Source organism: Sphingobacterium sp. JUb20 (assembly GCF_004342035.1).
Lineage (GTDB): Bacteria > Bacteroidota > Bacteroidia > Sphingobacteriales > Sphingobacteriaceae > Sphingobacterium > Sphingobacterium anhuiense.
Genome location: NZ_SLYV01000007.1, coordinates 185,748 through 200,217 on the forward strand (window position 1 = coordinate 185,748; position 14,470 = coordinate 200,217).

A 14,470-nucleotide genomic window follows, 5' to 3' on the forward strand; every position below is an offset into this window, starting at 1 on the left:
TAAAATGCGAATGGATAATATGAAACAGGTTTATATAGAAAGAGATGTAGCAGAATTTCTAAATCTTTCTATGTATCAAAATCAGATTACTTTTTTGAGCAATTTGATGCTCTCTTCTAAGAGTGATCAAATTTTAGAAAAAATCCGAATTGAAATTGATACTGAGGGAGCGTGGATGGAACCCTTTTCTTATGAATTAGCCTATCTACCCGTCGGATTATCTGTTAAGATACCCACGGATAAAATTATTGTCAAGCCAATTTATTTCCTTCAATTAAGTGAGGTCGAACGAAGTACTTTTCAAATTAGAGTCTATCAGGACGAAAATTTATTAATAGAAGAAGTAGTGTCTATAGCATTGCATCCCTTATCATTTTTTGGAGGTTTTAATACTCTTCCAGAATTATTAGCATCTTATATTACACCTAATCATCCTTACATTTATGCTGTTAAAAGTAAGGCGATTGCCTATCTAGAACAGCAAAATTTACCTGTTAAATTTGAGGGGTACCAGGCTACAGATCCATCTCGGATTCTTGAAATGATGCGGGCGATATACCATGCTTTGCAAGCGCAAGAAATAGTATACAGCGCATTACCGCCTAGTTTTGAAGAGAATGGACAACGGCTGAGGATGGTTGATGTTATTGCAAAAAAACGTTTTGGTAATTGTATTGATATTAGTTTACTCTACGCAGCATGTTTGGAGGCCATTGATTTGAATCCAATAATAATAGTTACTAAAGGACATGCTTTCGTAGGATGTTGGCTTCATCAAGATCGATTTGCGCAGATTATTAACGAAGATAAAACCGCTATTACTAAACGTTTTGCTAAAGGAATAAGTGAAATTGTTGTTGTTGAGTCAACAAGTGTTTGTAAAGGAGCTAGTATTAACTTTAATCAGGCAATTGATCTTGCGGAAGCGAGCCTGATAGAAAGGAATGATTTCTTACTTTCCATCGACATAAAGCGTGCGCGTGCCAGCGGTATCAAACCGCTGCCATTAAAGATAGATGATTCTTTCGATCTTGAGCATGAGTTTATACGAAATCAAGTAGATTTGAAGATGCAAGAAGAAACGATTGAGGTAGGAAAAATTTATAAAGAATTTGAGGGAAATGATAATAAATCCATCAGTAAGCAGAAAGTCTGGGAAAGAAAGCTGTTAGACCTGTCATTGCGCAACAATCTTCTTAATTTGCGTATGACAAAAAATATGTTGCAGATTATGGATGTAAATATTCATGACCTGGAAGACCTGTTAGTTGATGGTAAAAGTTTTTCGATTAGTGCTAGTGCTGATGCTCCCATACTGAAGCAGTACAATATCTTGAATCCTTCATTACATCCTTCATCGCCAGCCTATCAATTGGCAAAAGAAGAATTAGCACATAACCGTTTATTATCTTATTATCATGCTGATGATTTAGATACAATTCTGACTCATATATCTCGCAATGCCAAATTATCGATCGAAGAGAACGGCTCCAGTACTTTATTCTTAGCTATAGGACTGTTACAGTGGCGGGATAAAAAAACGCTTGCCCAAGTTCGATCTGCTCCAATTATATTAATTCCGGTTGAGCTGATGCGACGTTCTATCAACAGTAAATTTGTCCTCAGAAGCCGCGAAGAAGAGGCGATGATCAATATTACCTTATTAGAGTTTCTTCGTCAAGAACACGGTTTGGATCTCCGGGATCTCGAAGAGCTTCCTAAAGATGGAAAAGGAATCGATGTTGCACAATTGATCGCACAGATGCGAAGAGCAATCATGGGACTTAAGGGATGGGATATTGTAGATCAGGTGATTTTGGGTAATTTCTCTTTTAACAAATTAATTCTTTGGAATGATATTGCACATCAATCTGAAGAAATTGCAAAAAGTAGCATTGTTCGTAGCCTTATCGATGGCCAGTTGCGATTAGATATTGGAAAAGAGGAAGTTCCATTAGATTTTGATAATATAAACCCCTCTGCTTTAGCGTTGCCTATAGCAACAGATGTATCCCAATTAGAAGCAATTTTCACTTCTAATCAGAATCAAAGTTTTGTTTTACATGGTCCTCCTGGGACAGGTAAATCCCAGACGATTACTAACATTATTGCAAATGCACTTTATCAGGGCAAAAAAGTATTGTTTGTTGCTGCGAAGAAAGCCGCATTAGATGTTGTATATAAGCGATTGGCAGCAATAGGTCTATCCAATTTCTGTTTGGAACTCCACTCCAATAAAGCAAAAAAATCAGATGTACTTTCACAGCTTGCAGAAACTTTGGAACAGCCACAGTTGAAGGGTAATTTTAATTTTCAAGATGAGGCCAATCATTTAATAAATGCTAAAAAAGAGTTACAGATTTATATTAGCCAATTGCATAAACAGCAACCTATTGGCTGGAGTTTGTACGATAGTATTACAGCATTAACAACTTTAGAATCTTATCAGTTCGCTAAAATCGATCTCCCTCAAACATTTTTTGATTCTTTGACAAATGAGAAATGGCGAACATGGAAAGATTTGGTAATCGATTTAAATTCTGTTTCAAAGATTATCGCTAATCCTAGTCAGAATCCGTTCAAAGGTATTGCTCTTGTGCAATACTCAAGTGCTATTCAACAGGAAGTTGTATCTTCTGCTGTAGAATTAAATCATACTCTGTTGGAGTATGGACAATTGCTACGTCAGTTCATATCAAATTTTGATATGCCTATTCAGAACTTATCTTGGTCAGATTTGTATTTATTCGATCAGCTTATTAAGTCCTTAACGGAACTTCCTGAGACGGATTTATCGCTTTGGAAGATGCTATTAAGCAAATCGCAAGAAGAGCGATTACAGAAATGGATCTCTGATTTTGAAATATATCAGAGTAGACGTCTGTTTTTATTAAATCATGCCCACAAAAGCGTGCTCGATGCTAATTTGACAGCATTAGAGTCTTTATGGAATGAGGCAAAACAGACCTGGTTTTTACCAAAATGGTTTAAAAAAAGAAAAGTAAAGAAAGGTTTGTCAGCTTTTAGTACCATACCTTTACATGAAGATGAAACCTTCGATCAATTTTTTGCTTATGTCAATGCCTTTCAACAAATAAGGACAGTAGTTGAGTCTAAAGAGTATGAGGCAATCCATCAAGGCTTAGGCAGCTCTTACCTTCAAGAAGATACTAATTTAAAACTTGTGCAGGAGCAAATTGAGACACTGAAAATAATTAATGGACAATTATTAGCATTAAGTAATGTTACAGTAACTGATATTGTACAAAAGTGGATTGAAAAGTCGAAAACAAAAACAACCCAATTGATCCCAAATCAAGAATATACTTTACACAGTTTAACAAAGGTATGGGGTAAACTACTTATTAAGAGTAGTGATTTTCAAACTTTAACGCAATTAGATATTCGGTCTTATCCTGTTCAGGTCGATTGGCTGACTGAAATCGAAGGTAAAATGTCTGGTATTATTGATCAAATTGATTATTTAAAGAATTGGACAAATTATTCGAAAACAAAAGAAAAAGCTATATCATTAGATTTAAACTGGTTTATTGAATTGTATGAAAAAGATGATCTTAAACAAGAACATCTTTTGGAACATTTTGATTACATCATTCATTACAATCTGGCCAATAAAGTGATCGCTTCGCATGAAGCACTTAATATGTTTAATGTCCGATTATTTGAAGATAAGATCGAAAAGTATAAACAAATTGCAAATTCTTTCACTGAATTGACTAAAAAGGAATTATTGTTACGACTAAATGAACGGTTGCCAAATAATACTATTGAAGCTCTTCAAGGATCTGAAATAGCAATTTTACAGCGTGCCATTAAAAATCGGGGACGTGGTGTAAGCATTCGAAAGCTATTCGATCAAATTCCAGCACTACTGCCTCGTTTAGCTCCGTGTATGCTTATGAGTCCAATTTCAGTTGCTCAATATTTTGAGGTAAATCCGGACCAGTTTGATTTATTAATTTTCGATGAAGCTTCTCAATTACCCACTTGTGAAGCTGTCAGTTCTTTAGCTCGATCTAAACATGCGGTTATAGTAGGTGACCCAAAACAAATGCCTCCAACATCATTCTTCATGACGAATAAAGTAGATGAGGAAAATATGGAAATTGAGGACCTTGAAAGTATTTTAGATGACTGTCTTTCTTTATCATTCCCTTCAAAATATTTGTTACGTCATTATCGAAGTAAACACGAAAGTCTTATTGCTTTTAGTAATGCACATTATTATGACAATAAATTATTAACATTTCCATCAGCAGATGATCTAAATAGTCGTGTCACTTACCAGCATGTATCAGGTCATTATGACAAGGGTAAAACCCGACAGAATAAATTCGAAGCACAGGCCATTGTTGAAGATGTCGCAAGACGGTTTCAGAATGCAAAAACTCGAAAACAAAGCGTCGGTATTGTCACCTTTAGTCAAGTACAACAGAATCTTATAGAAGATAAGCTAAACGAGTTGTATCGACTTGATTCGGAGCTGGAAGCATGGGCTACGGAAAGTGATGAACCTATTTTTATTAAAAACCTAGAAAATGTTCAAGGTGATGAACGAGATGTAATTTTGTTTTCAATTGGATATGGACCAGATGAAAATGGTCAAGTGAGTATGAACTTCGGACCGTTGAACAGGGAAGGTGGTTGGAGAAGACTGAATGTTGCGGTAACTCGGGCTCGAGAGGAAATGAAAGTTTTTGCAATACTTAGATCTGATCAGATAAACTTAAATCGTACCGCTTCAGAAGGAGTCGCGGGTTTGAAAAATTTTCTGAATTTTGCCGAAAAAGGACACCTTGTACTAGATGCTAGCCAAATAACCACGACAGATAATCATGCTAATTTAACCCAAAATATCGCAAATAGATTACGTGCCGAAGGATTAATCGTCAATGTCAATATAGGAACATCTGACTATAGAGTTGATTTAGGTATTGTTCATCCCCAACATCCCAAACGCTATATTTTATCGATTTTATTAGATGGACTTAATTATTTTCAAGCGGAAACTACCAACGACCGTGAACTGGTATTACCAAAAATGTTGGAAAGTTTAGGTTGGAATATTTTTAGAATCTGGACATTGGATTGGATTGAGAATGCGGACCTTATAGTGGAATCCATTTTAGAAAAAGTTAATGCATTGCTATTAAAAACAGAAGAGCATGACCATATTTTAGCTAACGTCACAGAAAGTATTCATCAGAATGGATATCATATTGAAGAAATTGATTATTCTCCTATAATTTCTAAACAGATCCCTTATGAGAGCACTCATTTGCCAAAAGCATTTGCTATCGGAGAAGAGGGTTTAGAAGATCTTGGAAATAGGGCATTGATCCATAGACAGATGGAGTTGCTTATTCATCATGAATCACCCATAAGTAAGTCTTTTTTATATAAGCGTATTATGGAACATTGGGAAGCGAAACCTAGTGTTAAAATCGAGCGAATTCTATCTGAAATAATAGTAGATGTTCCTTCGCATGTAACCAAACACCGTCAGCCATTTTATTGGAAGGAACAAAGTGTGGTTGATATCAACTATTATCGGTCAAATGCTGGAATAGGAAGAAATTCAGAAGATATAGCCCCAGAGGAAATTATAGTAGCATTGCAAGAAGCCGTCGAACAGAATTTAAGTATCGTTGAAGATGATTTAGTCCGATACTTGGCTCGTCAATTTGATTTTCAGAAAATGGGTAAGCAAATTGAATTTTCGATGCGTTATGCGATTGGCATAGCTGTCGAAAAACAACTTGTAACACAGGAAGAAGGCCGTATAAAGATGATCGATAATAAATAGTTTTTTTTAATCATTGTTAAATTGTAATGATCAGTTTTATAAAAAAACGAGCGTTATTCTTTAGGATAACGCTCGTGATTTGAAAATTATTTTAATTAAAATTTATAGCCCACCATGATGCCTACCGTTCTGTTTTTAGCATCAAGAGTTTTATCAATACTGCTAAATCCATGACTATAATAGGCATCTAATGTCAATTTGCTAATATCAAGACCTAATCCAATTCGACCATCAAAAGAAAACTTTTTATAATCAGTAGTTGCTGTTGATTTAACGGTTTTAATGTCATAATTCAATTGTGGTCCCAACATAGCACGTAAATTAAAATCGCCATCATTGATTAACTTATATCCTATCTGAAGCGGTAAATTTATCTGATAGAATTTTGGCGTTTTCTCATTCTTGTCAAAAGTATATTCTTTACGTAACAAGCTCACTCCTAAACCCGGTTGAAAGAATAATTCATTTCCAATACGGGCAAACCCAGCGACAGAAACACCCACTTTTCCATTATTATCTTTGACGGATTTGTTACCAAAAGATGTCATGTTATAATTGCTTCCAATTTGAAGTCCATAAGTAACTTCTTGTGCTTTTGCTGCGGCGGACAATCCTAATAATGTCAATCCCATAAGGGCAGTTTTTAATGTTGTTTTCATTTTTCTAAACGTATTTGTATTGATTAATTATTCGTCTTTCCTTTATGACAACATAAAATCATGATACCCTTGAAAAAAATTAAATTATTATCGTTTTATATATTTTAGATTTGAATCAATAAAAAGAAATGAAATTAGTATAAGGGTATAGGCCAGTTCAGTTGTCATAAATAAAAGTAGATTGTTTCATGAATCCGGAAAATTCAATCAATGTCAGAAAATAAAGAAAAGAAATTTGAGCAACTGTTTCGTTTGTACTATAAGGAATTGCACCGTTCTGCATTTCGTTATTTGAGAGATAGTGAGAGCGCTGAAGAGATCGTACAACAAGTATTCTTGCGTCTATGGGAGAAAAATTGGGAGGAAGAAGTACATACATCTTTAAAGGCTTACTTATATCGTGCTGTTTATAATGAAAGTATGAATTTTTTAAAAAAAGAGCAGAGAAAGATGAAATATCAGTCTTATCAGCAAAGTAGGCAAGAATTTGTTCCTGCTGTCGATCAAAGTGCAAAAGATCTTGATCAAAAACTACAAGTAGCACTAGCTAAGCTACCTGAAAAGAGTCGTACTGTTTTTGAGCTGAGCCGTTTTCAAGAGATGAAATATAAAGATATTGCTCAGACATTGGATCTTTCCATTAAAACTGTTGAAGGACATATGACCAAAGCGTTGCGACACTTACGTCTTGAGCTGATGGATTATTTAACTATAATTATTTTTTATATCATTTATATATTATGAATAAGGAATTGCTAGAAAAATACATCATTGGAGAAACCAATGAAGAAGAAAATATTAGAATCAAAAACTGGTTAGAACAAGATATTAGGAATAGATCTGAATATTTAAAAATAAAAGATATGTGGGACCGTTTACCTAAACCACTTGAAGCACCAGAGGTAGATGTCGATCAAGCTTGGGAAAATTTTAAATTCGCTAGAGAAAATAGAGTTGCTGGAGTAATAGAAGTTGCTGAGAATAAAACAGTAATGATGAAATGGAACTGGTGGGCAGCGGCTGGAGTGCTTGTCATCTGTTCATTAGGGTTTTATTTATTTAATAATAGTTATAAGCAAGAAAAAAATCTTTTTAGTGCTACCGCTGTTCTTTCAGATTCACTGCCAGATGGTTCTCAGGTTACACTTAATAAGAACTCAGAAATTGTTTATTCCCGAACATGGATGAGTAAACGGAGAAATGTAAAATTAGAGAAAGGAGAGGTATTTTTTGATGTGTTTAAAGACAAAGAGCATCCTTTTGTGATTAAATCAGGTAAGAGCCAGATTACTGTTGTAGGCACGAGTTTTAATGTGCGTCGTCATGAAGGAGCTACCGAAGTGATTGTAGCAACAGGTTTGGTTAAAGTTTCATACAGCAATAAAGAGGTTTACTTGCATCCTAAAGAAATGATTACGATCCAAGATAATGATACCACTAAAGTATCAGTCAAAAAGATGCCAGACTTGTTTTATAAATACTATGTAGATCGTGAGTTTGTCTTCGAAAATACCAAGTTAGAGCGTGTCGTAGAACTATTAATTAAGGCGTATGATCAAAAAATTGTTATTGATCGCGAAGCAGACAAAAAGCTTTTGTTAACGGCAACATTTCAACAAAATAGTCTAAATCAAATTTTACAGGTCATATCGGACACATTTAAATGTAAGGTTATTATTAAAGATTCAATTATTCATATAACTAGATAATCATGTTTTTGGTAAAATTTATCAATCATATCACTACGAAGCCACTTTTAAAAAAGTTTAGTTACCTATTCATATTTTTAGTTTTGTTTAGCTTTTCAAAAGCGGATGCACAGCAACAGTTAGCGACCCAGATTCAAATGCCTGCTTATTCGAATATGACAGTAGGTCAAATTTTTCAGGTGCTGCATGAAAAGCATGGTACTTTGTTTTCTTTTAATAGCAATATATTGCAGACTGATAGTGTGATTCAAGTATCGGCATATAAGGGATCATTATATGGCTTTTTGGATCATACGTTAGGAAAGGAATATAGTTTTAAGGAAATTGGCAAGCATATTATTATACAATTTACACCGCAACGAATGGCAGTAGACGTTGAAGTGCAGTCGCAGGATAAAAATAAAGTTGTTATCACGGGCTATATCAAAAATATCCGAACCAACACACCTATTTCTGACGCTAGTATTTTTGATCGCGATGCACTACTTTCTACTTTAACCGATAAAAACGGTTATTTCGAACTCGATGTTAAGAAAAAAATTAGCTTGATTGCTGTTAATGTAAGTAAAGCAATGTTTCGTGATACAAGTGTTTTAGTAATTTTTCCCATCGATACAGAAGTTGGCAGTAAAAAAAGAAAGTTTGGTTACTTTACGGAATATGAGCAAGACAATGGTTTTTATCGATCTTTTTTTGGACGAGTATTTTTATCACCGGCTCAAAGTATTCAAAATATGAATCTTGGCGGACTTTTTCTATATAGTCCATATCAGATATCGATGACTCCGGGATTAAGTTCGCATGGTTTTATTCGCTCACAGATTGTTAATAAATTTTCAATAAATATCCTAGGAGGTTCTACTGCGGGGGTAAAAGGTTTAGAAATTGGTGGAGTTTTTAATCTCAATCAATACGATATGGAAGGGTTACAGTTAGTAGGAGGGTTTAATGTCGTGGGAGGCGATGTAAATGGTGTTCAGGTAGCAGGAATATCGAATCAAGTATTTGGTGATGTCAAAGGAGTGCAATTAACAGGAGGGCTAAATAAGGCCGATATGGTGAAAGGAGTTCAAATTTCTGGAATAGGCAATATGATGAAAGAAAGTGCAGGAGCGACACAACTAGCAGGTGGATTTAATCACAGTAAAGGTACTGTCAGCAATCAAGTTGCAGGTATAGCCAACATTGGCAATAAAGTAAAAGGTATTCAGCTTGCTGGGGTAGTTAATATTGCGGATAGCAGCGACTATCCGATTGGCTTATTAAATTTAATTAAAAATGGTGAGAAGAGTATTTCTATTGCCATTGATCAAGATGCATATTTAGGTGTGCAATTCCGATCTGGTGGTCGTGTTCTCTATAGCATTTTAGGAGTACATGCATCATTAAAAGATGATAACACTGCCCGTTATGCTTTTGAAGCAGGTTTAGGAGCGGTTTTTTTACATGGGAACAGGTTTATGCTACGTGCTGAGATATCCAGCCGGAATCAGGTTACAGACAAATTTAAATTATTATCCAATAACCATTCTAGTTTTAGATTAATTCCGGAGCTACGTCTAAATAAAAAACTATCCGTATTCGTAGCCCCTAGCTTTAATTACGTGAGTAAAGAAGATGATGCAGTTACACAGGCGGGGAAAACCCTATGGAAAGTATGGGGACGAGATAAAAACAGAAATTCATTGTTTGGTGGTGGAGCAGTAGGTCTTATGTTAAAATTGTAATCCTGATATTATGAATTTTATAGCCGAGCTTTGTGTATGTACTCATTTTATTGAAATCCTTCTGTATAGATTTCATCATATGGATGAATGAAAAAAGAGCGGTATTATAAACTAACATAGCAATTTCATATTGAACTGAAATATGGAAAACTAATCTAGGAATATGCATAATATAAAAGAGGGTAATCATAAATAATATGATTACCCTCTTTTATTCCAGTAGATAGACAGACTGCTTTAATATAAGCACGATCTACGTCATAAAAAAAGGAGATAACCAAAATTATCTCCTTTTCTATATGTTAAACTGAATAAGAATTACTCAGCAATTACTTCGAAAGGAACTTGAACTTTCACTTCTTTGTGTAAGTTTAAGTTTGCTAAGTATTCACCAATTTCTTTAGGTTCTACTTCGAAAGTAATACGACGACGGTCAACATCAAAACCTTTAGCTTTCAAAGCATCAGCAATTTGAATGCTGTTTACTTTACCGAAGATTTTACCAGTTTCACCAGCTTTAGCACCGATTGATAACTTAATAGTTTCCAACTTAGTAGCTAATTCAGTAGCGTCTTTCTTAATTTTATCTTGTTTGAACTGAGCTTGTTTAATGTTTTCAGCTAAAACTTTCTTTGCTGATACAGTCGCTTGAATAGCAAATCCTTGAGGGATTAAATAATTACGACCGTAACCTGGCTTTACATTTACGATATCATTTTGCTCACCTAAGCCTTTGATATCTTGTTTTAAAATAACTTCCATGTTCTCTAGTCCTCCTTATTTTAATGAATCAGCTAAGTAAGGTAACAAGCCGATGTGACGAGCACGTTTAACCGCTTGAGCTACTTTACGTTGGAATTTCAATGACGTACCAGTTAAACGACGAGGTAAAATTTTACCTTGATCATTCACAAATTTCATCAAGAAGTTAGCATCTTTATAATCGATGTATTTGATACCATTCTTTTTGAAACGGCAATACTTTTTACGATTGTCCTCTACTTTAGGGGCAGTTACGTATTGGATATTTTCGTTAGCCATTAGTTTGATCCCTCCTCAGTTTTAGTTTCCGCTTTTTTGTTGAATGCACCGCTACGTTTTTTCTCGCTATAAGCTTTAGCATGTTTGTCTAAAGCAATAGTTAAGAAACGCATTACACGCTCATCACGTTTGTATTCAACCTCTAATTTATTGATTAATTCTCCTGGAGCCTTGAATTCAGTTAAGTGATAAAACCCAGTTGTTTTTTTCTGGATTGGATACGCTAATTTTTTCAAACCCCAATTGTCTTCAGCGACAATTTCGGCTCCGCCTTCTGCTAAGATGTTTTTGAATTTTGCGATTACTTCTTTCGCAGCATCTTCAGAAAGCAACGGGGTAAGAACGATTACAGATTCGTACTGTTGCATTTTGTTAAATAATTATGTTTATTAATTTTTCTCCGTACTTACGGAAGTGCAAAGATAATTAATAGATTTTAAATATACAATGATTATAGTATGGTATTTTATTTTAGTTTTTGCATTTCTGCTTTAATAGCAGTCTGAATGTTTGCTGATACCGGTATTAAAGGTAGGCGCACATAATCTTGACCGATACCCTTTTCTTGTAGAATATATTTAACCCCACAAGGATTTCCTTCAACAAAACAAAGATCTGTTATTTCAAGCAACGCATTGTGGATCGTCCTAGCTTCAGTAAAACTACCTGCAGTACATAAAGCAGCTAATTTTGAAACTTGAGCTGGATATGCATTTCCAACAACAGAAATGATTCCCACTGCACCTAAAGCCATCATAGGTAAGGTTGCAGGATCGTCACCCGAAATCAGTAAGAAATCAGCTGGTTTATCTCTTAAGATCTCGTTAAACTGAGCAAAGTTGCCAGAAGCTTCTTTTGTTGCAACGATATTCTTAAAATCTTTTGCTAAGCGTATTGTCGTGGCAGGAGTCATGTTGCTTCCTGTACGTCCTGGTACATTATATAAAATAATAGGTAGGGGAGAAGCCTCAGCTATTGCTTTATAGTGCTGATATATTCCTTCCTGTACGGGTTTATTATAATAAGGAGATACGGATAGTATAGCACAGAATCCTGTAGGATCAAAATTTTTGATCTGCTCTACAATCTCTGCCGTATTATTTCCTCCGATACCCGCAACCAATGGTACGCGAGCATTCACCTGTTTGACAGTGAAATCCCAGATACGCTTTCGTTCGTCTTTCGTTAATGTTGCTACTTCACCAGTAGTACCTAAAGAGACTAAATAATTCATACCTGAGTCAATTTGATAGTCAATTAGCTGTGCTAAAGAATCAAAATCAACTGTTCCATCTGCGTTGAAAGGTGTAACTAATGCTACACCAGCTCCATGAAGCTCGTTCATTGTGTTGTTTGTAAAGATTAATATTTAATTTATATACTTGTTGTATCTGCGATCAAAGCTAATAATTCATCTTCAGTGATCATCTTGATGTTTAGTTTTTCTGCTTTTGCTAATTTTGAAGGCCCCATTTTATCTCCCGCTACCAGGTAGCTTAATTTCGCTGAAATACTGGAAACCATTTTACCCCCATTACTTTCTATAAGTGCAGTTAATTCTTCTCTCGAATGATTTGTAAATACACCCGATATCAGAAATGTTTGGCCAGTTAATGCATTACTGTCCAAAATTACTTCTTTCTCTTCAATTTCAAACTGTAAACCGTAAGATTTTAGTTTTGCTATTAAATCTTCGTGGGCCGGTACATGTAAGTATTCATGTATACTTTCCGCAATGCGGATCCCGATATCTTGCACAGTAGCTATTTCTTCAACAGAAGCAGCCTTAATCGCATCGATTGTTTTGAAATGTTGTGCTAGTTTTTTAGCAATTGTTTCGCCAACATGTCGAATTCCTAATGCAAAGAGTAATTTTTCAAATGGCTTTTCTTTGGACTTCTCAATTCCCTTCAACATATTGTCGATAGATTTTTGTCCAAAACGCTCCAATTGCTGTAATTGATCCTGATGATCTTTTAAGCCATAGATATCAACAACATTCTTAAGAATCCCTTTCCTATAGAAAGTTTCTATAGTTTCATCGCCTAATCCTTCTATATCCATCATTTTACGGCCAATGAAGTGTTGCATTTTTCCTATAATCTGAGGCGGGCATCCATCTTCATTTGGACAATAATGAACGGCTTCGCCTTCCTGACGAATCAGTTCGGTATTGCATTCAGGGCAATGTGTCGGATATGCATAAGGTTTGGCAGATGACAATCTTTTATCTACATTAACTGCAAGTATTTTCGGAATGATTTCACCACCTTTTTCTACGAAAACAGTATCTCCCTCATGAAGGTCAAGTCTTGCGATTTCATTCGCATTGTGTAAAGAAGCTCTTTTTACAGTTGTCCCTGCTAAACTAACAGGTTTTAAATTGGCAACAGGAGTTACTGCACCAGTACGTCCGACTTGGTAACTGATGGATTCGAGCTGTGTTTCAACACGTTCAGCCTTGAATTTATAAGAAATAGCCCAACGTGGATTCTTTGCTGTAAATCCCAGTTCCTCTTGTGCGCCATAATCATTTACTTTAATGACAATACCGTCGATTTCATAACTCAGGTCATGTCTTTTATCATCCCAGTAATTGATGAAGGAGAAAACATCATCTAGCGTCTGGCATTTTTGAGTGTGTTCACAAACGTGAAATCCCCATTCTTTGACAGCTTCGAGGCTTTCCCAATGATTATGGAATAGTTTATTTCTGTTTTCACAATATAAAAAGTACAAGAAACAATCCAAAGGCCTTTTGGCGACTTCGGCAGAGTCCTGTAGCTTGATTGTTCCTGCAGCAAAATTACGTGGATTAGCATAAGTTTGTTCCTCGTTCTCTTCCCGCTCTGCATTTAGGCGCAGAAACGCACTTTTATGCATAAAGATTTCACCTCTTATTTCAAACTCTTCAGGATAATTTCCCTTTTTTAGATGAATAGGAATGCTCCTTATTGTTTTGATATTATTGGTCACTACATCGCCCTGTGTTCCATCTCCGCGCGTGACCGCTTTTACCAGTTTACCATTCTGATAAGTAAGGCTGATGGACAACCCATCAAATTTTAATTCACAGATGTATTCAAAGTTATCGCCGATTATTTTACGTACCCGTTGATCAAAATCACGAAGATCGTCTTGATTATAAGTATTACCTAATGATAACATTGGCCAGCGATGTCTAACGGTCTCAAATTTTGTCGTTACATCACCACCAACACGTTGTGTGGGCGAGTTGGGATCTGCGAATTCAGGGTATTGTGCTTCTAAGGCTTCCAATTCTTTCATTTTCAGATCAAAATCATAATCTGAAATAAGGCTTTGAGCTAACACATAATATTGATAATTATAATGGTTGAGCTCTTGCGTTAGTGAAGTTATTTTTTGTTCAATATCCATGGATGACATGTTGCGAATTTACAAATAAAAAGTACGTTTGATCAATTTGTAAACATAAATTAATGAAAAATGCAGCTATTGATGAGAGCTGCATTTTTATGCGTTTTT

Annotated in this window: 10 protein-coding genes; 4 read left to right on the forward strand and 6 right to left on the reverse strand. The window is 35.3% G+C overall.

From position 1 onward, the window contains the following. Positions 1 to 10 precede the first annotated feature (10 nt). Positions 11 to 5,827 (forward strand): DUF4011 domain-containing protein, encoded by a 5,817-nt coding sequence (locus EDF66_RS13470; protein WP_165902444.1) that lies wholly within the window; start codon positions 11 to 13, stop codon positions 5,825 to 5,827. A gap of 95 nt (positions 5,828 to 5,922) precedes the next feature. On the opposite strand, the gene EDF66_RS13475 is transcribed toward EDF66_RS13470, so the two are convergent. Further along, entirely contained in the window at positions 5,923 to 6,486 is a 564-nt protein-coding gene (locus EDF66_RS13475) for a porin family protein (protein ID WP_132843233.1), read from the reverse strand. A gap of 210 nt (positions 6,487 to 6,696) precedes the next feature. Between EDF66_RS13475 and EDF66_RS13480 the strand changes: the two genes are divergently transcribed. Genes EDF66_RS13480 through EDF66_RS13490 form a run of 3 tightly spaced genes read left to right on the forward strand, consistent with a single transcriptional unit; the run spans position 6,697 to position 9,922 of the window. Next, complete coding sequence (locus EDF66_RS13480; protein ID WP_132843235.1) at positions 6,697 to 7,230, forward strand: RNA polymerase sigma-70 factor; 534 nt, start codon at positions 6,697 to 6,699, stop codon at positions 7,228 to 7,230. Further along, complete coding sequence (locus EDF66_RS13485) at positions 7,227 to 8,195, forward strand: FecR family protein (protein ID WP_132843237.1); 969 nt, start codon at positions 7,227 to 7,229, stop codon at positions 8,193 to 8,195. Before EDF66_RS13480 ends, EDF66_RS13485 begins: the two co-directional genes overlap by 4 nt. Before the next feature lie 2 nt (positions 8,196 to 8,197). Beyond that, the gene (locus EDF66_RS13490; RefSeq protein WP_132843238.1) at positions 8,198 to 9,922 is read left to right on the forward strand and encodes a hypothetical protein; all 1,725 of its coding nucleotides are present in this window, start codon (positions 8,198 to 8,200) and stop codon (positions 9,920 to 9,922) included. Between the two features lie 318 nt (positions 9,923 to 10,240). On the opposite strand, the gene rplI is transcribed toward EDF66_RS13490, so the two are convergent. The 5 genes from rplI to ligA all read right to left on the reverse strand — a co-directional run bounded on the left by rplI (position 10,241) and on the right by ligA (position 14,371). After that, positions 10,241 to 10,684 carry a 50S ribosomal protein L9 gene (gene rplI, locus EDF66_RS13495; protein ID WP_021191491.1) on the reverse strand — a complete coding sequence of 148 codons (444 nt, stop codon included), beginning with the start codon at positions 10,682 to 10,684 and terminating at the stop codon, positions 10,241 to 10,243. Positions 10,685 to 10,699: 15 nt separating this feature from the next. After that, complete coding sequence (rpsR, locus tag EDF66_RS13500; RefSeq protein ID WP_021191490.1) at positions 10,700 to 10,963, reverse strand: 30S ribosomal protein S18; 264 nt, start codon at positions 10,961 to 10,963, stop codon at positions 10,700 to 10,702. After that, on the reverse strand, positions 10,963 to 11,331 hold the full coding sequence (rpsF, locus tag EDF66_RS13505; protein WP_021191489.1) for a 30S ribosomal protein S6: 369 nt from the start codon (positions 11,329 to 11,331) through the stop codon (positions 10,963 to 10,965). Before rpsF ends, rpsR begins: the two co-directional genes overlap by 1 nt. Before the next feature lie 98 nt (positions 11,332 to 11,429). Next, positions 11,430 to 12,308 carry a 4-hydroxy-tetrahydrodipicolinate synthase gene (dapA, locus tag EDF66_RS13510; protein WP_132843240.1) on the reverse strand — a complete coding sequence of 293 codons (879 nt, stop codon included), beginning with the start codon at positions 12,306 to 12,308 and terminating at the stop codon, positions 11,430 to 11,432. A gap of 29 nt (positions 12,309 to 12,337) precedes the next feature. After that, positions 12,338 to 14,371, reverse strand: a complete 2,034-nt coding sequence (ligA, locus tag EDF66_RS13515) for an NAD-dependent DNA ligase LigA (protein ID WP_132843241.1) — start codon at positions 14,369 to 14,371, stop codon at positions 12,338 to 12,340. Positions 14,372 to 14,470 lie beyond the last annotated feature (99 nt).